Raw genomic sequence first — 19,684 nt, 5'->3', positions numbered from 1 at the left:
GCTTTGCCAGCTCACCCGGCATGAACGAGAACGGCCAGAGACCGATACGGAGAGTCAATTCGGCATGCCGTAAGTGAGAACCCCCCTTTCGAACCGGACAAAAAACCGGGCTGCCCGGGGGCGGGCGGTCTACCGGACGAGAGGGTCCAGACTCATGAGTTCCGTTCTGCGACCGGCGATACCGGGCCAGCAGCCCGCGATCGCCGACCAGCAACCGATCACGGCCGACGTGTACCGGCCGATCTCCTCCCACCTGGCGATCACGCCACCGGTGAGCGTGGTGATACCCGCCATGAACGAGGCGGAGAACCTGCCGTACGTCTTCAAGACACTGCCCGACTGGATCCACGAAGTGGTCCTGGTCGACGGCAACTCCACCGACGACACCGTCGAGGTCGCCCGCGGGCTGTGGCCCGACGTCAAGGTCGTCGAGCAGCAGGGCAAGGGCAAGGGGGATGCCCTGATCACCGGGTTCGAGGCCTGCACCGGCGACATCATCGTGATGGTCGACGCCGACGGGTCGGCGGACGGCCACGAGATCGTGTCGTACGTCTCCGCGCTCGTCTCGGGCGCCGACTTCGCCAAGGGCTCGCGCTTCGCCAACGGCGGCGGCACCGACGACATGACGCCGATCCGCAAGCTCGGCAACTGGGCGCTGTGCACGATCGTCAACAAGAAGTTCGGCGCCCGCTACACCGATCTCTGCTACGGCTACAACGCGTTCTGGCGGCACTGCCTCGACAAGATCGACCTCGACTGCACCGGCTTCGAGATCGAGACCCTGATCAACATCCGGGTGGTCAAGGCGGGGCTCAAGGTGCAGGAGATCCCGAGCCACGAGTACCTCCGTATCCACGGCGCGAGCAATCTGCGGGCCGTGCGCGACGGGCTGCGCGTTCTGCGGGTGATCCTGAGAGAGCGCTCCAACCGGCGTGACCTGCGCAGCCGTTCGCACTCCCGCATCCTCAGCACGAGCCGGGGAGAGGTGTCTTGAACGAGCCGGACGTCTCGGTGGTCGTCTGCGTCTACACCGAGGACCGCTGGGAGGACATCCTCGCGGCGGTCGCCTCGGTGCGGGCGCAGTCGCGGCCGGCCCTGGAGACACTCCTGGTCGTCGACCACAACCAGGCACTCCTGGAGCGGCTGGCCAAGGAGTACAAGGAGACCGACGAGGTACGGGTGCTCGCCAACGCGGGCCCGCGCGGCCTGTCGGCCGGCCGCAACACCGGGATCGCCGCCTCGCACGGCGGGATCATCGCCTTCCTCGACGACGACGCCGTGGCCGAACGCGACTGGCTGCGCCACTTCGCCGAGGGGTACGCGGACCCCCGGGTGATGGCCGTCGGCGGCCGGACGATGCCGATCTGGGCGTCGGGCCGCCGGCCGGCCTGGTTCCCCGAGGAGTTCGACTGGGTGGTGGGCTGCACGTACAAGGGGCTGCCCGGGGGACGCGTCAGGGTCCGCAACGTGCTCGGCGGGAACGCCTCCTTCCGGCGTACGGCCTTCGACGCGGCCGGCGGTTTCGCCACCGGTATCGGACGGGACGGTGACAAGCGGCCGTTGGGCTGCGAGGAGACGGAGCTGTGCATCCGGCTCGCCCGGGCCAGACCCGACGCGGTGCTGCTGATCGACGACCGTGCGGTGATCCACCACCGGGTGCCCGAGGTCCGCGAACACTTCGGCTACTTCCGCACCCGCACCTACGCCGAGGGTCTGTCGAAGGCTCTGGTCGCCCGAAGTGTGGGCGCGGACAAGGGACTTGAGTCGGAACGCCGGTACACCACCCGGGTGCTGCCCGCCGGGGTCGCGCGCGGTCTGCGCGATGCCCTGCTGGCCAGGCCGGGCGGTGCGGGCCGGGCGGGCGCGATCGTCGCCGGGGTGCTGACGGCGGCGGGCGGGTACGCCCTGGGGAGCCTCCGGGCGCGCCGGGGCGGGGCCACGTTCACGGTGGTGGAGATCGAGCGGAGCGTCGAAGGGGGTACAGCATGAGTGCGCCCGTGCCTGTCCTGATGTACCACTCGGTCACCCGGACGCCCAATCCCCGCACTCGTACCCTCTCCGTGACGCCCGAGGCGTTCGCCGAGCAGATGGCGCTTCTCGCGGACTGGGACTTCCATCCGGTCACCACGGCCCAACTGGCCGCCTCCTGGCGCCGCCCGTTCTCGATGGAGCGAGGGCTGCCCCCGCAGCCGGTCCTGATCACCTTCGACGACGGATACGAGGGGGTGCACCGGCACGCGCTGCCGGTGCTGGCCGAACACGGCTTCTCCGCCTCACTGTTCGTCTCGACGGGCTGGCTCCGAGGCGCGTACCGCACCGGTGGCGCGCTCGACCGGATGCTCGACTGGGACCAGGTGCGCGAACTCGCGGGCGCGGGCGTCGAGATCGGCGGCCACAGCCACACACATCCGGAGCTGGACCAGCTCGACGACGAGGCGCTGCGCTTCGAGCTGACGCGGTGCAAGGAGATCGTCGCGGACGAACTGGGCACCGTGCCCGTGTCGTTCGCCTATCCCTACGGCTACTCCAGCCGCCGGGTGCGCACCGCTGTCCGCGAGGCGGGGTTCGCGCAGGCGCTCGCCGTCGGCAACGGTCTGGCACGCCGGGCGCAGGGTCCGTACGCCCTGAAACGCGTCACCGTGCGCCACAGCACCAGTATCCAGGAGTTCGAGCGGCTGATCGAAGGCCGTGCGATCGCCCGGAACTTCGCCGGGGACCGCGCCCTCACCAAGGGGTACGCCCTGGCCCGCAGAGCACGTCAGGTCCGCCGGAAGGCCATCCGTTCCCGTGTCTGACACGACGACCACACCCGCGACCGAGGCCGTCGACACTCCCGAGGCCCAGACACCCGAGCAGCGTCCTGGGCGGCGGCTGCGGCTGCGGCTGCCCGGCCTGGGCAGGGGCCAGGGGGGCGGCAGCCAGCTGTTCCGCAACGCCTACGCGCTGATGCTCAACACCGGCATCTCCGCCGTGCTCGGGCTCGGCTTCTGGCTGGCCGCCGCCCGCTACTACACCGAGTCGGCGGTCGGCCAGAGCTCCGCCGCGATCGCCGCCATGAAGCTCCTCGCCGGTCTCACGGCGGTGACGCTGACGGGCGCCCTGGCCCGCTTCATCCCGGTCGCGGGCCGCGCCACCGGACGGCTCATCTTCCGTACGTACGCGGGCAGTTCGGTGATCGTCGCGCTGGCCGGCGGTGTCTTCCTGCTCACGCTGGACAGCTGGGGGCCGTCGTACCGGTTCCTGCACGGGCCGGTGCCCGCCCTGGGGTTCGTCGGCGCCGTCGTCCTGTGGAACCTGCTCACCCTCCAGGACGGGGTGCTGACCGGGCTGCGCAGCGCGCTGTGGGTGCCGGTCGGCAACACGGCGTTCTCGGCGGTCAAGCTGGGGCTGCTGGTCGCCTTCGCGGCGGCGATCCCGACGAGCGGTGTCTTCGTGTCGTGGGTCGCGGCGATCGCCATGTCGGTACTGCCGCTGGGCTGGCTGGTGTTCCGCCGGCTGGTGCCCCGGCACGTCAAGGCGACCGAGGAGCACACGAAACCGCCGACGCCGAGGGAGATCGGCCGGTTCCTGGCCGGCGACTACACCGGGTCGCTGTTCTCCCTCGCGGTGGTCTACCTGGTGCCGGTGATCGTCGCCTCGCAGGTCAGTTCCACCGACAACGCGTACTTCTACATCACCACCACCATCGGCGGCACGGTCAACCTGCTCGCCATCAACATGGGCGCCTCGCTGACCGTCGAGGGCTCGCACGATCCGGCCCGGCTGGCCACCAACACCCGGGCCGCCCTCAGACGCATGGCGCGGATCATGCTGCCGGTCGCCGCTGTGCTGTTCTTCGGCGCACCCTGGATCCTGAGCGTCTTCGGCTCGGGCTACGCGGACGCGGCGACCCCGCTGCTGCGCTGGTTCGCGGTCGGCGCGGTGCTGCGGGTCGTCATGGAGACGTACTTCGCGGTGCTGCGCGCCCAGAGCCGTACCGGCCCACTTGCCTGGATGCAGGGCCTGTTGTGCGTCCTGGTGCTCGGTCTGACGCTGCTGCTGCTCCCCCGGATGGGGCTGACCGGCGCGGGCGTCGCGGAGATCTCGTCCCTCGCGGTGATCGTCACGCTCGCCGCGCCCAGGCTGTACCGGACGGTCATGGCGGCGCCGGCCGACGCCGTCCCCGAGGGCCCGGCACCGGACGGGGACCTCGCCGACCTGGGGACGCGCGATGTCCTGGCGGCCGACTCCCGCAGGCGCGGACAGGGTTGGGCGCTGGACCCGGACACGCTCGCGCTCGGTGTCCACCTCGACTTCGACCACCTGGAACGCCGCCCGGACGTCCGCCCCGGGCCGGGGACTCCGCCCACGGGGACACCGGCGCCGCGTGCGGACCGCCGGCCGACCTGGGCCCTGAAACAGGTGGGGCCTGAGGCCATGGGACTGCCGCTGGAGGGCGCCCCGCGGAAGGCCGCCGTCCCGGCGGGCGCGGACGCCGAACTCGTACACGCCGTACAGGCCTCCCTCGTAAGGGAGTTGCGTACCCCGCACACCCCGTCCGCCGCGCCGACACCGCCTCCGCTCTCCCTGCGCGCACGTCTGCTGCCCACCCGGGGCGGACTGGTCCTCGGCGGGCTGCTGATCGCCGCGCTCCTGCTCTACTGGGTGCCCGCGTCCCGCCTCGGCGAGGCCGACCTGGACCGGATGGGTGGGCTCGGGCTGGTCTCCGTACTGCCGCTGCCGACGCTGATCGGGGCCGCGCTGCTGGTCGTGGTGTTCTCGTCACTGCTGTGGGGCAACCGCGAACACCGCACGCTGCTGGCGCTCACGCTGCTCGCGACCGTCGTGTCGCTGCACGCGCTGCCCGCGGTGATCGAGGCCGAACCGCGGTTCGCGACGGCCTGGCAGCACCTCGGGTTCATCGACTACGTCGACCGGACCGGGACCGCCGTACCGGACCTGGACGCGCGCTGGAGCTGGCCGGGCTTCTTCGCGGGGGCCGCGTTCGTGGCGAAGGCCTGCGGGGTCAGTGATCTCACCGAGGTCATCCGCTGGTGGCCGCTGACCATGCAACTGCTCTACCTGGGACCGCTGTTCCTGCTGACGCGCTCACTGCGGGCGAGCTGGCGCGCCAAGTGGACCGGCGTGTGGATCTTCGTCCTGAGCGGCTGGGTGGGCCAGGACTACTTCTCCCCGCAGGGCTTCACCTACCTTCTCTATCTGGTCTTCGTGGCGATCCTGCTGGTGTGGTTCCGGGCGCCGCGGGTGCTGTGGGCGAAGGTACGGCCGGGCGAGGCGGAGGTCGAGCCGACGAATCGCCGCCAACAGGCCGTGCTGCTGGCCGTGTTGATCGCCCTGTTCGCGGCGACGGTCCCGGCCCACCAGCTGACGCCGTTCGTGATGCTGGGCGTGCTGGCGGTCCTGGTCCTGATCGGCAGGTCCGAACTGCGGGGCCTGCCCATCCTGTTCGGCGTCATCGTCGCGGCCTGGGTCGGTTTCATGGCCGAGCCGTACTGGTCGGGGCACTTCGACGAACTCTTCGGCGGGCTGGGCGGAGTGGGCGGCAATGTGTCGTCGAGCGTCTCCGGCCGTATCGAGGGCGGCAGTTCGAGCCACAAGCTCGTCCTCTACACGCGCGTCCTGCTGGCCGGCGGGGTCATGACCCTCGCCTGCTACGGCTGGTGGCGCCGCCGCGACCACAAGTACCGCGAACGCTCCCTGCTTGTCCTCACCTTCGTCCCGTTCCTGGGCTTCGGTATGCAGTCGTACGGCGGCGAGATGGCCCTGCGCGTCTTCATGTTCGCCCTGCCCGGCGCGGCCCTGCTCGCCGCGCTCGCGCTCTTCCCGCGCACCGGGGTGACCCCGAAGGAACAGGAGCGGGACCGGATCAGCATCGCCCCACTGGCCGCCCTGATGGCGGGCCTGGTCCTCATGGGCGGCTTCCTGGTGGCCCGTTGGGGCAACGAGCCCTTCGAACGGACCCGCCCCGGCGAGGTCGCCGCGATGAACTACGTGTACGCCCACGACGATCCGACCGTACGGCTGCTGTGGCTGAGCAACGACCTCGTCGACAACGTGACGCCGGCCCTGCCGTGGGGCGCCCGGGACATGGAGAAGGTGCGGTACGAGCCGACGCTCGCACCGGCCGACCCGGTACTGGTGTCGGGGCTGGTGAAGGCGCTCAAGGACGCGGGCCCCAACTCGTACCTGATGGTCAACCGCAGCCAGGTCGTGTACCTCCGGCTGGACGTGGGCTACTCGGCCGCCTGGGAGCACCGGCTGCTCCAGAACCTGGACGGCCGGGACGAGTTGAGGAAGGTGTTCGTCAACTCCGACGTCACGATGTACGCGCTGCGGCAGCAACCGGAGGGCGGGGTCCCGAAGGCCGATCCCGGCCCGATCGGTCCCCAGGTGACGTGGATACCGTGGTCGGTGGTGGGCGGCCTGGCGGCCGTCGCCCTGATCCTGCTGCTCACGGCCCGGGAGGCCGTACGGGTCGCGGTGCGCCCGGGAGTCCGGCAACTCCGGTGGCTGCAGAGCAGCTTCTGGTTCTCACTGCCGCTGCTGGCGGTGCTGCTGGCCTCGCTGGTGCAGCGGTTCCTGACGATGAGGTGACGGCGGTGGGGCGTGATGCCTGAGGCGGGGTGGGGTGGCTGGGCCGGTGACCGGCTCAGCGGCTGAGCCACTTCACCTCGTACGCGCCCATCGCGAACCGCTTCCCGTCGACCTGCGCGTCGATCGGCCGGTCCAGGGTGTTGACGACGAGGACGGCCTTGTCGTCGGCGAGCACACGCACGTTGGGCCGGTCGTCCGGGGCCACCGGGACGGTCCGGTAGTCCGTGCCCGGCGGGAACGCGGCGCCGAAGCGGGAGACAAGGTCGTACATGGGAAGTGCCGCTCCCCCGCTGCCGCTTGAGGTGGGAGTCCACAGACAGCCGGCGCAACCGGCGCCCTTCTCCTCCTCGGGGTTCCAGTAGAAGCCGGAGGAGGCACCGCCCTTGGCCATCGCGATCAGGCCGGCGGCCTGGACGGCCTCGCGGCGGGTCTCGGACCAGCCCGCGCGGTCGTCGTTGCCGTCGGCGGGCTCGACGTAGTACTCGGCCCACCACAGCGGCAGCCCTCGCGTCCGTGCTCGCACCCACTTCCCGACGGCGGTGAACTTGTCGGTCGCCGCGAACTCGTCGGGCAGCAGCTCGTCGTCCTTGGTGTAGCTGGAGCCGTCCACGACGACGAAGTCGGCGCCCGCCTTGTGAGCGTTCCAGTAGTCGAAGGCGTCAAGGATCCGCTGGTCCATGGCGCCCCAGGGCCCCTTGACGGTCGTGGAGGCGTCCGGCTTCTGACGTGGGTCGAGGCTGTCCATGACGAGATACGGCCCGCCCACCATGATGTCCTTGTCGACCTCCTTCAGCGCCTTGTGGACCAGGTTGTACAGCTCGGTGTACCCCTCGTAGTCCCAGCGCGCCTCGGTGTTGTTCCAGAAGCCCTTGAACTCGTTCCACACGATGAAGTGGCGTACGTCGGGATAGCGCTTGGCGACGGTCGCGGCGAGCGCGGCGAAGTCCTTGTAGTGCGCGCGCTCCGGGGCGGTCTCCAGGGCGGACTGGCTCCAGTCGGTCTTGTCGGAGCCGGACCTGCCGCCCTTCATCCAGTCCGGGGCGCAGCACAGGGTGACCACCGGGGTGGCGCCGGAGGCGCGCATGAAGTCGATGCGGCGGTCCATCTCAGTGAAGTCGTAACGCCCCTTGACCGGCTCGGGGTTGCCGGCGCCCCAGCCCATGATGTGCTGGTTCTGCGGCAGCCCGGCATCCTTCGACAGCAGCCCCTCGACCCGGCCGACGGCCGACGCGTTGCCCTCGTCGGCGCTGAACTGGGTGTGGGTGAAGCCCCATCCGACGTCCGGCTCCGACGACCCGGGCGAGGACACGGACGGTGTGCCGTGCACCTTGTCGCCGTCGCGGGAGGTGCCGGCGGTGCTGCCGCCATTCGACGGCAGCGTGTTGAGCAGGGTGAGGACCAGGGCCAGTGCGGCGGCCCCCACCCCGAGCAGGGCGGTGAGCTGCCACCACCGAGCCCCCGAATTCCACCCATGACGTCCCATCAAGGGCAACAGTAACGGCGGGGTACGGGCGGAGGGCAGACCTCCGCAGCGCACAGCCGGGTAACAGAACATGGATGTATCGGACGTGCGGGACGAAGACACCGCATTGGGCGACACTCGGCGCGCACTACGGAAACCGGGTGCACTCGGCGGCCGGGTGCCGGATCATGGCGGCATGTCTGCGAACCCGTACGACGCGCTGCCGATCCGGCTCAACGTCGACGACAGCGACTCCCCGTCCGACGTCGTCGACGCGCTGTTCCTCGGCCGCTTCGCGACGGGTGAGCAGCCGTACTCCCACGCGGCGAACATCGACCGCGTACGGTCCGGTGCGACGCTCCTCCCGCCGGGCGCCCGCGTCCTGCGCAGCGCCCGCGACGACGACCGCAGCGCCACCCTGGCGGAGGGCGACGGCTGGACCCTCCTGGTGTCCCGCTGGAACCGGGGTGCCGACGTGACGGTGACGGCGACCACCCCCGAGCTGGCCGCGAAGGTCCTCGACCAGGCGACGGACGGCGCCGCGGACGAGCCCGAACCCCAGCCGGAGAACGTGACGATGGGCTTCTGGTACGTGTCCCCGCGCCGGGGCCCGCACCGCACGACCCGCCAGATCTCGGCGGGCACCTGGGACGAGGTGCGCGCCAACTACACCGCCCCGGTCGCGGACGCGATGGACGGCCTGATGAAGACGACACCGGAGGACATCGCGGGCCGTCTGCTGCTGCTCCACGGCCCGCCGGGCACCGGCAAGACGTCCGCGCTGCGCACGCTGGCCCGCTCCTGGCGGGACTGGTGCCAGGTGGACTGCGTGCTGGACCCCGAGCGCCTCTTCTCCGACGTCGGCTATCTGATGGACATCGCGATCGGCGAGGAGGACGGCACGGGGAAGGGCCGCTGGCGTCTGCTCCTCCTGGAGGACTGCGACGAACTGATCAGGGGCGAGGCGAAGCACACGGCGGGCCAGGCCCTCTCCCGTCTGCTGAACCTGACGGACGGCCTCCTCGGCCAGGGCCGCAACGTCCTGGTGGGCGTCACCACCAACGAGGACCTCGAACGCCTCCACCCGGCCGTCGTCCGCCCCGGCCGCTGCCTGGCCCGCATCGAGGTGGGCCCCCTGACGCGCCGGGAGGCAACCACGTGGCTGGGCGCGGAGGAGGGGGTGGGCCGCGAGGGCGCGACCCTGGCCGAGCTGTACGCCCTACGCAGAGGCACAAGCCCGACAACGGTCCCGGACCAGAGAGAGGGAGCGGACGCGGGCCTGTACTTGTAGTCGCTGAGGGCGTTTACAGGGGCGCGACAAACCGCAGGCTTTTGAGCAGCGCAGGGAATTGCGCCGCGTTGGACACACCGGCAACCGCAGGCTTCCAGGGGCGCGGGGAACTGCGCGACAAGCCCCCGCCCCGCCCGCAGCCGAAGAACCACCCTTCTCACCCCTGATAGGCCGCCCGCAGGGCATCCCTGACGGCGTCAAGCGCCGCCCCCTCCCCCAACCCCAGCCGCCGAACCCGCTCCGCATACTCCTGCGCAGCCAGCGCAGCACCTCGCTCGGCAGCCGAGCCCGCGGCAGCGATGTACGTGCCGTTGCGCCCCCGCGTCTCGATCACCCCGTCCGACTCCAGCGCCCGGTACGCCTTCGCGACCGTGTTCGCGGCAAGACCGAGCGACTCGGCGAGCCCTCGCACGGTGGGCAGCCGGTACCCCACCGGCAGTGTCCCGGCCCGGGCCTGCTCGGAGATCTGGGCGCGCACCTGCTCGTAGGGCGGTGCGCTGTCGTGGATGCGGATCTTCAAGGTCACGCTGCGATTGTCCCGTACCGGCCGGAAAATGAGAGGCACCCGCCATATCCGCCCGCGTAACGTCCGAGCTCATGACTATGACCGTGCGTGCCCTGCACACCGAGGACCGGCCCGGCGTCGAGGCCTTCGCCCACATCCGGCGGATCACACTCCCCTACCTCCTGTTCACGCCGGAGTCCGTCGCGTACAACATCGAGATCGCCCACCCCGACGCCCACTACCAGGCGCTCGTCGCCGAGGAGGACGGCGTGGTCATCGGCACCGCCCAGATCGGAGTCGTCCACGACAGCGCGGAGCCCGGCCAGGGATACGTCAACGTGTACGTGCACCCGGAGCACACCCGGCGTGGCGCCGGCGCGCTCCTCGTCCGCACCGCCGAGCGTCACCTCGCCGCCTCGGGGGCGACCAAGTCCTTCGCCTGGGTGCTGGACGCCCCCGGCAACCGCGCCTTCGCCGAACTCCACGGCTACCGCTCCGGCCGTAGCGCACACTTCCTGCGTCTGGACCTGGCCAACGGCAAGCTGCCCCCGCTCCAGGACCCCCCGCCCGGCGTCGAAATCCGCCCGGCCTCCGACTACGCCGTCGACCCGCGCCCGCTGTTCGACCTGGACGCGGAGGCGTCGTCGGACGAACCGAGCGATGTCGACTACGAGTTCACGGACTACGAGGCCTGGCTCCGCGAGACCTGGCAGCACCCCCTGTTCAGCCCCGAGCTGACCTCGGTCGCGGTCGTCGACGGCCGCCCCGCCGCCTTCAGTGCGGCCCGTATCGACGGCGGCACCCGCTACGGCACCGCGATGACCGGCACGGCCCGCGACTTCCGTGGCCGCGGCCTCGCGAAGCTCGCCAAGAACGACTCCCTGCACCGAGCCCGCGCCGCAGGCTGCACGGAGGCCCTGACGGGCAACGACGCCGGGAACGGCCCGATGATCGCGATCAACAACTGGTTCGGATACGAGATCTGCGCGACGGAGGTGCGGTATGTCCGCGAACTCGCCTGAGGCCACAGCCCCATCCCCAGTCCCAGCCCCATCCGCGCCCACGGTGAACGTCGTCCTGGTCAAGGCCGGCCGCACGAAGATCGGTTACCCCGCCGAGCTGCTCCACGACAACGGCACCCGCCTCGCCGTACGCGCCCCCTGGGCCGGTGACGGAGTGCGCGACTTCGGCTTCGTCCGCTTCGAGCCCGGTGACGTGTTCACGGAGTACTACTGGCGGGACCGCTGGTACTCCGTGAAGAAGGTCCGTGACGCGACGGGCACGCTGAAGGGCTGGTACTGCGACATCGCCCGCCCGGCCACGCTCGTCGGCACCGAGCTGGTCGTGGAGGATCTCGACCTGGACCTGTGGCGCTCCGCCGACGGCACGGACGTACGACGGCTGGACGAGGACGAGTTCGAGGAGAGCGGGCTGGCGGAGCGGGATCCGGAAGCCGCAGTCGCCGCAATGACCGCCTTGGACGAGCTGGAGACCTTCGCAACCGTCGAGGGCGGCCTGGAGGCACTCCTGGCGTAGGTCCGCTCACACCGTCGCGACCACCGCGTACCGCTCGTCCTCGACCTCGCGCCCCCACAGCCGCGCGTCGCCGGAGAGCCGCTCCACGCGGACGTCCGTGGTGAGGGGCGCGAGCAGTGCGGTGAGTGTGTCGGCGGGTATGCCGACCGGGCTGACCGTCCCCCACACGCCCTCGACCAGCACCAGCCGCCCGCCGGCCCTGAGCAGCCCCTGCCAGTGGCGCAGCACGCGCGCGGGGGCGGGCAGCGTCCACAGGACGTGCCGTACGAGCACGACGTCGAAGCGTTCCTCGCCGACCGGCGGCGCCGCCGCGTCGCCGACGAGGAACACCGCGGCGCGGCCGGCCAGCTTGCTCCGGGCGTGCTCGACCATGGCCGCGGACGCGTCCACACCGGTGACACGGTGCCCTTGTTCGGACGCGAGGAGCGACAGGCTGCCGGTGCCGCAGCCCAGGTCGAGGACGTCGGCCGGGCGGTCCGGCAGCCAGGACCGCAGCCGGGCCGCCCAGGCCTCACGCACGAGGGGGTCACGCAGGCCGTGGTCGGGCTCGTCGTCGAAGGTGGCCGCCTCCGCGTCCCAGTCAATGTCGGTCATGGGGCCAAGAGTGACACCCGCCACTGACAATCGAATCGTGACGGCCGCCACTGACAGACCGGCGCCGATGAGTCACCCTCCCGGAAATGGTCTGTCTCCGTGAAAACGCGGAACCCGGTGGACCGAAGGAGGCAGCCATGCGCCGCGTAACCGTGCAGAAGCCCCTGAAGAAGTCCGACGCCCGGCGGGTGCGGAAAGAGGCCGACGAGCGCACCACCGAGCGTCCCGAGGTCCGCAAGGACATCGCCCGCACCTGGTGGCCGGACGGCTGAAGTCGGCCGCCCTGCCTGAGCGCAGTCCGAACCCTTCCTTAAGCCGACCATAAGGATCTCCCTCACCCGCCTCCAGCAGGCGATTCAGCGGTTTCCTGGGGCTAGTTTGCTGAGCGCCCCCGATTGACCGTTGCGAGGAGATACCGCATGCCCGCACGCCGCCGCACGGCCGCCGCGATCACCACCGTCACCACCCTCGGTGTCGCCGCGCTCGCCCTGGGCGCCACGCCCGCGTCCGCGCACGGCTCCATGGGCGACCCGGTCAGCAGGGTCGCCCAGTGCTACGCGGAGGGCCCCGAGCGTCCCGCGTCGGCCGCGTGCCGGGCGGCGGTCGCGGCAGGCGGTACACAGGCGCTCTACGACTGGAACGGCATCCGCATCGGTGACGCGGGCGGACGGCACCAGGCGCTGATCCCGGACGGCGAACTGTGCAGCGCGGGCAACGACGAGTTCAAGGGCCTCGACCTGGCCCGCGCCGACTGGCCGGCGACCGGCGTGCACGGCGGCCCGTACACCTTCAGGTACCGCGTGACCGCCCCGCACAAGGGCACCTTCGTGGTGTACCTCACCAAGGCGGGCTACGACCCGGCCCGGCCCTTGTCCTGGGCCGGCCTGGACCTCGAACACCCCGTCACGACGGCGACGAACCCGGTCGCGGCGGGCGGCTTCTACACGTTCTCCGGCACTCTGCCGCAGCGTTCCGGCAGACAGCTCCTGTACGCGATCTGGCAGCGCTCGGACAGCCCGGAGGCGTTCTACTCGTGCTCCGACGTGACGTTCGGCGCGAGTTCGGGGGCCGGCGAAGGGGCGGGAGAGGGGGCGGGCGACGGCCCGTCGAGCAGCGCCTCCGCGCCCTCCGAGGAGCAGATCGAGGACGGTGCCGACGAGTCGACGGTCGGGCACACGGGGCATGCGGAGGCGCAGGCCGGTTCGTCCGCCGAGGCATCCCCCGCCGCAAGCTCCGGCACACCCTCCGCCACGTCCGTCAGCGCGCCGGTCGCGCAGCCGAAGGCAGCGGGCGCCGCGGTGAACCTCGCCGAGACCGGCGGCACGTCCGGCACCCCGTACCTCGCGGTGGGCGGCGCGGGCACCCTGGCGCTGGGCGCCGCTGCCCTGTTCCTCTCGGTCCGCCGACGCGCGGTGGGCGGCGGACATTCCGGCCGCTGACCTGTCACTCCGTTCGCCGGGGCCTGACTGGCGGCTCAGGCCGGTCAGGCCCCGGCGGACGATCCCCGACCGGTGTCAGCCGACCGCCGACAGGCAGGTGGTGTCGGTGGCGTGCGCCGGGTCGAGCGCGTTCGTCACCTCGTGGAACGCGATCCGGTCGAGCAGCCCGACGGCGGCATGCTCGGAGAGGTCCAGCGGGCACAGGTCCTGGATCAGGACGTTGTGTACGTCGGAGCCGCTCAGGAACTGGCTCCGGTACGGCGTGACCACCTCGTCGTACCGGGTCGCGAGGACCGTGTAGCTGACACCCGGGACGGTGTCACCGCCCGCGTTGAGCTTGGCGAGGAAGGCGGACCCGGCCACCTGTTCGGCGAGGGCGGGGGTGGCCGTGGTGAGCAGGTCGGCAGCCCCGGGGAAGTACTTCAGCAGGTTGGTGAGGCCGTTGAGGGTGGTGCCGTGGTTGCTGGGCGCGATACCGACGAAGGTGTGCACCTCGGCGGCGCCGCCGAGGAACTTGAGGTAGTAGCGGGGCATCATGCCGCCCTGCGAGTGGCCGACGAGGTCGGTCTCGGCGGCGCCGGTCGCGGCGAGCACCTGGTCGACGAAGGCGGCGAGCTGCTCGGCCGACTTGTCGATGGGCCCCAGGGCGTAGAAGAGGGGTACGCCGGGCAGTTGGCCGTAGTCGAGCGAGAAGACGCAGTAGCCGCGGTTCACCAGGTACGGCGCGAGGGTGAGCCAGTTGTCCACTCCGTTGGCGAAGGTGCCGTGGACGAGGACGACGGGGCGGGGATGGGCGGCGGACGGCTTGCAGGAGTAGTCGTTCCAGCCGCTGCTGGAGGCGGACTCGGCTTGCGTTTCGGTCTGTGATTCGGCTTGCGCGGTGGCGGCGGGCACTGCGGTGGCCGCGGCGGCCAGCAGCAGTGCGGCGAGAGGTCTGAGTGCGCGGTTCCAGGGCAGCATCGAGTGATCTCCTTGCGGCTCAAGGGAGTTGCGACGGCTCTACGCCCTGTGATCCGGATCACTGGATGTCGTTCACTCGTCAAGTTACGGGCGAGTAGCGCAACGGGGAAGTTACGCGTCGGTAAAAAATTCCCACAGCAACCCGAGACCGTGATAATGGGCAGCCACACCCCACTCGACGCATCGTTATCCGTTCGAAACACAACTCGACCCGCATCCCACCTTGTGGGGCCCGTTGCATTCGAGGCTCCGGAGACATCCCAACGCGCCATGACGGCACCCGCCGTACAGACGGAGGCGACGGCGGACGGCGACGGGCGGGGAATCCCCCGGCCCGGAAACCCCCTCCCCGGGGATGAGCCGCGCCGGCACCGGGGGCTACCCGCCCGCCGGATCCGGTCCGGCGGCCATGTTCCAGGGCTCCCGTGGAGCCACGGCCAGCGCGGCCGGGCGTACGGCCTCCGGCCCGAAGCGCCGCCGGGCACGGTCCGCGGCGGCTTCGGCGGCGTGGGCGCGGGCGTCGCCGGGGTCCAGGGAGAGCTGGCGGTGGGAGCTGTCGGCCGGCACCAGGGCGTCGGCGCGGATCACGAAGGCGCGGACTCTCGCCCGCTGCAGTCCAAGGGCGGTCAGCAGACCCAGGGCGGCCGAGGCGAGGGCGGGTGAGTGACTGGTCGGCTCCGGCAGCGTGCGCGTACGGGTGGTGGAGCTGCGGTCGGCGTACCGCACCGTGAGGGTGATCCGGCCGGCGGTCCGCCGTTCACCGCGCAGGCGCCCGCCGATCCGGTCGGCGAGCCCCAGAACCGCCCGGTGATGCTGCGCCGGATCCAGGCAGTCACGGACCAGGACCAGGTCGGCGACGAGATGCGCCGACGGTTCCGAAAGGGTGACCGGGCGGGGGTCGTGCCCCCGCGCACGCTCGGCCAGCAGCCGGGCGGGGCCCGCGCCGAGAAGTCGCTGCAGGGTCCCCGCCGGAAGGTCGACGACCTGACCGATGGTGTGCAGGCCGTACCTGCCGAGCAGCTCCGTCGTGGTGCGGCCGATCCCGGGCAGCGCGGTGACCGGCCGCGGACCCAGCCAGTCGGCGGCCTGCTCGGCGGACACCCGGGTGGTCTCGCCCGGCGCGGAGGCGTCGGCCGCCATCGCCGCCAGCATGCGGTTGCCCGCGAGCCCGGCACTGCAGTCGATGCCGTACAGGCCCTTGAGCCTGAGCATCACCATCTGGACGACGTCGTAAGGAGACTTGTCGAAGTAGCGGAGCGCCGAGGTCAGGTCGAGCTGCACGGCGTTCGGCGGGACGACCTGGATGTGCGGCGTGATACCAGACACCAGTTCGATTACGGCGTCATGGCCGGCCTCGGACAGTCCGGCATGAAGGTGGAGGTGGAGGTGGGCGATATGCCGCTGCCGTGCGGCCGTCCCGCCCGTCCCGCTCATCCCGCGCTCCCGGGGCTGGTGTGGCCGAACTTCTTCAGGTCGGCCGAGCGGGTGCCGGCGGGCTGGAGGTCGGCGTAGGGGTGCAACCGGGCGCCGGTGCTGCCGTTGGCCAGGGTGCGCTGCGGCTGGGCGGGGGTCGGGTGCGGGCGGGCGGCGCCGAGGAGGGCGAGGGCGGCCTGGGGGCCGTTGTCGCGGCGGGCGGCGGCGATCTCGTCGAGGTCCCAGGCCATGGAGCCGACGACGGTACGGCGGGTGCCGCGCACCTGGACCGTGCCGCGCACCAGCAGCAGCCCGCTGTGGAAGACGGTGTAGGCGCACGCCGGGTGCGAATCCTCGAAGAAGGCCAGGTCGACCAGGCCCGAGCCGTCCTCAAGCGTCACGAAGATGATCCGCTTGCCGCTGGCGATCGGCGGGGTCTGGGTGGAGGCCCGCACCCCGGCGACCAGCACCTGCCGACCGGCGCGCAGTCCGGTCAGATGGGCCGCGTCGGTCGCGCCGATCTCCCGCAACAGCCGGTGGTGGTGCTCCATCAGATGCCTGGAGACGTCGATGCCGAGGGTGCTCAACTCGGCGCTGAGGGCCTCACGTCCGGTCATCTCGGGCAACCCGCTCGGCTCCGCACCGCCAACTGCGCCTGCCTCGATGGGCAGTTGGCCCTCGTGCGCGGAACGGTTGCGGGACTGCCGGTGCAACTCGGCGATCTGGAGCAGCAGATCGCGCCGGGTGAGGCGTCCGTCGTGGAGACAGTTCAGGGCGCCGATCTCGGCGAGGCGTTCGGCGACCGGCCTGCTGGGCCGGCCCCGCTGCCAGAGGTCCGACAGCGATCCGTAGGGCTGCCCCTCCTCGATCCTGGCGCACTCCTCCTCACCGATGCCGTGCACCCCGGACAGCGCGAGCCGCACACCCCACCGCTCTCCGTCGGTCTTCTCCACGGTGTGCCTCACCCGGGAGCGGTTGATGTCGACGGGCAGGACCTGTACGCCGCCCCGGCGGGCGTCGGCGACGAGGACGTGCTTGGGCCACATACCGGGGTCGTGTTCGAGCAGGCCGGCCAGCAGGAACGCCGGATAGTGGGCCTTGAGCCAGGCGCTCTGCAGTGCAGGCACGGCGAAGGCGACCGCGTGGGCCCGGCAGAAGCCATAGGCGCCGAAGGCCTCGACGGTCCTCCAGACCTCGTCCCGGACGGCCGCGCTGTAGCCACGCGGGCGTGCCAGGCCGTGGAACCAGTCCCTGATCGCGGGCAGCCTGTCCTTGTCTCCGAGCGCGCGCCGGGCGATCTCCGCGAGGGCCAGGTCGCAGCCGGTCATCACATGCAGCGTCTCGATGATCTGCTCGTGCCAGATGGTCACGCCGTAGGTGTCGGCGAGCACCGGTTCCAGGTCCGGGTGGGCGTACGCCGGTGTGCCGCCGTGCCGGGCGGCGATGTACCGCTCCGGCATGCCGCCCGCGACCGGGCCGGGGCGGAAGAGGCTGATGTCGGCGATGACGTCCTGCGGGTCGCGCGGCTGGAGCCGGGAGAGCAGGTCCTGCTGGCCGGGCGACTCCAGCTGGAAGAGACCCAGGGTCCGGCTCTCCTGGATGAGTTTGAACGCGAAGACGTCGTCGAGCGGGACCTGTTGGGGGTCGTCGAGGTCGATGTGGTTGCCGGTGGTGCGTTCGATCTCGGTGACGGCGTGGGCCATCGCGGACTGCATCCGCACGCCCAGGACGTCGAGCTTGATGTTGCCCAGTTCCTCGATCTCCTCCTTCGCCGCCATCGCCATGGGGTAGTCGCCCTGGGGCGTGGGCTGCACCGGCAGCCGGTCCAGCAGGGTGGCGTCGCTGATGACCACGCCGCAGGGGTGCATGGCCATGCCGTGGACCAGGGAGTCGAGGCCTTCCGCCAGCTCCCACAGTGGTCCGAACCGGTGCGCCTCGGCTGCCAGTTGACGCAGTTCGGGCAGTTCGGCGAGGGCGCCGGTGATGTCGGAGGCGCGCAGGTGCGGGAAGCTCTTGGCGATCCGGTCGACGTCCGCGGGTGCGATGCCGAGCGCGAGGCCGGTGTCTCGTAGAGCCCTGCGTGCCCGGTAGGTCTCGGGCATCGCGGTGACCGCGACCCGTTCCTTGCCGAAGCGTTCGAAGATCGCGTCGTAGCACTCCAGGCGCCGGGCGGATTCCACGTCGATGTCGATGTCGGGCAGCGACCTGCGGCGCACGCTCAGGAAGCGTTCGAACAGCAGGCGGTGGTCGAGCGGGTTCGCGGTGGCGATGTCCAGGGCGTGGCAGACCAGCGAGCCGGCCCCCGAACCGCGGGCCGCGACGCGGATGCCCCTGGCCCGGATGTCGGCGACGACCTGGCCGACGGCGAGGAAGTACGAGTCGTACTCCAGCGCGGAGATCACCCTGAGCTCTTCGGCCAGCCGGTCGAGCGCCTCCCGGTCGTGGTCGAGGCCGTGTCGGGCCAGGCCCTCCTCGCACTGCCGGCGCAGCAGTTGTGCGGCTCCGTCCGCTCGATGCCCTTGATGCGCTCGATGCTCGGCGCCGAAGAGCGAGGGTTCCGGGAAGTGCCGGGTGCCGAGCCCGAGGTCCGACGCCGGGTCGAGGCGGCACGAGGCCGCCGTGTCCACGGTGTCCGCCATCAGACGGCGGGCCCTTCGGACGTCCGCTCCGGCGCACTCGGTGACCATCCGCGCGACGACCGCCATTTCTCTCTCGCCCTTGAGCCACCGCTGTCCGGTGTCGAGGCGGTTCCGGTCGATCGGGCGCAGCAGCCGGGCGGCGTCCAGGACGTCGGCGAGGCGGTGCTGGCCCGGGTCGGTGTAGCGGACGGCGTTGGTGAGGACGGCGGGGGTGCGGGTGCGGTCGGCCAGGGCGAGGGTGCGGGCGGCGAGGCGCAGGGATCCCGGACCCGTGGCGAAACGTTTCTGCGCAACGGCTTCCAACCGGACCCCCTTCCCGAAGATCTCCTTCCACGGCGCCAGCAGCCGCACCGCGACATCCTCCCGGCCCACCGCCAGCGCCCGCACCGGCTCCGAGAGCGGGCCGAGCAGTACGGTCAGACCGGGGCCGCCGTACTCACGCAGCGCCTCCCACGGCACCACCACAGGCGCCGCGCCGGACGCCGTACCGACATGCGCGGCCGACGTGATCCGGCACAGCCGCGCCCATCCGGCCCCGTCCTGCGCGAGCAGCGTGAACCGCAGCGGCGGCTCGACCACATGGGCGCCGCCGCGCACCGGGGTACGGCGCCGCCGGTCCGGGGGCGGCGGCGCGAGGGCGGCCACCGCCAGGTCGACGCCGAAGACCGGCCGCACCCCTTCCTTCGCACAGGCCCGGGCGAACCGTACGGCGCCGGTGACCGTGTCCCGGTCGGTGAGGGCCAGCGTCCCCATGCCACGTTCGGCGGCCCGCCGGGCGAGCTGCTCGGGGTGGGCGGCGCCATAGCGGGCGGAGTAACCGGACGCGACGTGCAGATGAGCGAAGCCCGTCATGCCGCACCTCCATCACTCCACCCCTTTTCAGCCACTTAATCGATCACCAGTTCGATAATCGACTCACACCGATTCGCACTTCCGTTCGATTGATTCGTTCACTCTAGCCCCATCGGCCCCGGTCAGCGACCTGATCAAGGGCGACGGTGGGCGACCCGAGGCGGTCGGCACCGCCACAGCCCGCTCCTGCCCCATCCCTGCCCCCTCCCTGCTCCCTCCGTTCGGCCTCGCGAACGACGAAATCCCGCCTCCCGGAAACCAGGGACGGGACCGTCCCGGACCAATCGGCCCGGGAAAGGGGTGATGCGTGGAAGGAGAAGCCTCAGCCGATCTGCGTCGATCTGCTTATCGATGGCCGACAGCGCCTCCGTGACCGGCTGGAAGCAGGTCTCCCCGCCC

At 71.3% G+C, this 19,684-nt stretch carries 15 protein-coding genes; 9 read left to right on the top strand and 6 right to left on the bottom strand.

From position 1 onward, the window contains the following. Positions 1–154 precede the first annotated feature (154 nt). From G3I71_RS25945 to G3I71_RS25930, 4 genes are read left to right on the top strand one after another with little or no spacing between them, the layout of a single operon-like run. Positions 155–994 carry a glycosyltransferase family 2 protein gene (locus tag G3I71_RS25945; protein ID WP_164317817.1) on the top strand — a complete coding sequence of 280 codons (840 nt, stop codon included), beginning with the start codon at positions 155–157 and terminating at the stop codon, positions 992–994. Continuing rightward, positions 991–1,989: a glycosyltransferase family 2 protein gene (locus G3I71_RS25940; protein ID WP_164317815.1), complete on the top strand. Its 999-nt coding sequence runs from the start codon at positions 991–993 to the stop codon at positions 1,987–1,989. The genes G3I71_RS25945 and G3I71_RS25940 overlap by 4 nt, the downstream gene beginning before the upstream one ends. Next, positions 1,986–2,795, top strand: coding sequence for a polysaccharide deacetylase family protein (locus G3I71_RS25935; protein ID WP_164317813.1), 810 nt, complete (start codon positions 1,986–1,988; stop codon positions 2,793–2,795). The genes G3I71_RS25940 and G3I71_RS25935 overlap by 4 nt, the downstream gene beginning before the upstream one ends. Then, complete coding sequence (locus tag G3I71_RS25930; RefSeq protein WP_164317811.1) at positions 2,788–6,594, top strand: lipopolysaccharide biosynthesis protein; 3,807 nt, start codon at positions 2,788–2,790, stop codon at positions 6,592–6,594. Before G3I71_RS25935 ends, G3I71_RS25930 begins: the two co-directional genes overlap by 8 nt. Before the next feature lie 55 nt (positions 6,595–6,649). On the opposite strand, the gene G3I71_RS25925 is transcribed toward G3I71_RS25930, so the two are convergent. Next, positions 6,650–8,077 carry a xylan 1,4-beta-xylosidase gene (locus G3I71_RS25925; RefSeq protein ID WP_164317809.1) on the bottom strand — a complete coding sequence of 476 codons (1,428 nt, stop codon included), beginning with the start codon at positions 8,075–8,077 and terminating at the stop codon, positions 6,650–6,652. A gap of 175 nt (positions 8,078–8,252) precedes the next feature. Here G3I71_RS25925 and G3I71_RS25920 point away from each other — a divergent pair, with 175 nt between their 5' ends. Continuing rightward, positions 8,253–9,347, top strand: a complete 1,095-nt coding sequence (locus G3I71_RS25920) for a DUF5925 domain-containing protein (protein ID WP_164317807.1) — start codon at positions 8,253–8,255, stop codon at positions 9,345–9,347. A gap of 157 nt (positions 9,348–9,504) precedes the next feature. Here G3I71_RS25920 and G3I71_RS25915 read toward each other — a convergent pair whose 3' ends face one another. Next, positions 9,505–9,873 carry a GntR family transcriptional regulator gene (locus G3I71_RS25915; protein WP_343243079.1) on the bottom strand — a complete coding sequence of 123 codons (369 nt, stop codon included), beginning with the start codon at positions 9,871–9,873 and terminating at the stop codon, positions 9,505–9,507. A 71-nt stretch (positions 9,874–9,944) separates the two neighbouring features. Here G3I71_RS25915 and G3I71_RS25910 point away from each other — a divergent pair, with 71 nt between their 5' ends. Continuing rightward, positions 9,945–10,874 (top strand): GNAT family N-acetyltransferase, encoded by a 930-nt coding sequence (locus tag G3I71_RS25910; protein WP_164317803.1) that lies wholly within the window; start codon positions 9,945–9,947, stop codon positions 10,872–10,874. Continuing rightward, positions 10,855–11,388 carry a DUF402 domain-containing protein gene (locus tag G3I71_RS25905; RefSeq protein WP_164317801.1) on the top strand — a complete coding sequence of 178 codons (534 nt, stop codon included), beginning with the start codon at positions 10,855–10,857 and terminating at the stop codon, positions 11,386–11,388. Before G3I71_RS25910 ends, G3I71_RS25905 begins: the two co-directional genes overlap by 20 nt. 6 nt (positions 11,389–11,394) lie before the next feature. On the opposite strand, the gene G3I71_RS25900 is transcribed toward G3I71_RS25905, so the two are convergent. Next, a complete protein-coding gene (locus G3I71_RS25900) occupies positions 11,395–11,982 on the bottom strand; it encodes a bifunctional 2-polyprenyl-6-hydroxyphenol methylase/3-demethylubiquinol 3-O-methyltransferase UbiG (protein WP_164317800.1) in 588 nt (195 codons plus the stop codon). A 137-nt stretch (positions 11,983–12,119) separates the two neighbouring features. Between G3I71_RS25900 and G3I71_RS52325 the strand changes: the two genes are divergently transcribed. After that, complete coding sequence (locus tag G3I71_RS52325) at positions 12,120–12,254, top strand: hypothetical protein (RefSeq protein ID WP_275409267.1); 135 nt, start codon at positions 12,120–12,122, stop codon at positions 12,252–12,254. 147 nt (positions 12,255–12,401) lie between these two features. Further along, positions 12,402–13,421, top strand: coding sequence for a lytic polysaccharide monooxygenase (locus G3I71_RS25895; protein WP_164317797.1), 1,020 nt, complete (start codon positions 12,402–12,404; stop codon positions 13,419–13,421). Positions 13,422–13,496: 75 nt separating this feature from the next. On the opposite strand, the gene G3I71_RS25890 is transcribed toward G3I71_RS25895, so the two are convergent. From G3I71_RS25890 to G3I71_RS25880, 3 genes are all read right to left on the bottom strand, one after another. Then, positions 13,497–14,381, bottom strand: a complete 885-nt coding sequence (locus G3I71_RS25890; protein WP_164317795.1) for a triacylglycerol lipase — start codon at positions 14,379–14,381, stop codon at positions 13,497–13,499. Between the two features lie 378 nt (positions 14,382–14,759). Beyond that, positions 14,760–15,815, bottom strand: a complete 1,056-nt coding sequence (locus G3I71_RS25885) for an ImpB/MucB/SamB family protein (RefSeq protein WP_164317793.1) — start codon at positions 15,813–15,815, stop codon at positions 14,760–14,762. Beyond that, complete coding sequence (locus G3I71_RS25880; protein ID WP_164317791.1) at positions 15,812–19,285, bottom strand: DNA polymerase III subunit alpha; 3,474 nt, start codon at positions 19,283–19,285, stop codon at positions 15,812–15,814. The genes G3I71_RS25885 and G3I71_RS25880 overlap by 4 nt, the downstream gene beginning before the upstream one ends. Between the last annotated feature and the right edge of the window lie 399 nt (positions 19,286–19,684).

It is taken from the genome of Streptomyces sp. SID12501 (genome assembly GCF_010550245.1).
GTDB lineage: Bacteria > Actinomycetota > Actinomycetes > Streptomycetales > Streptomycetaceae > Streptomyces.
This window is presented reverse-complemented; position numbering and strand designations above follow the sequence as displayed.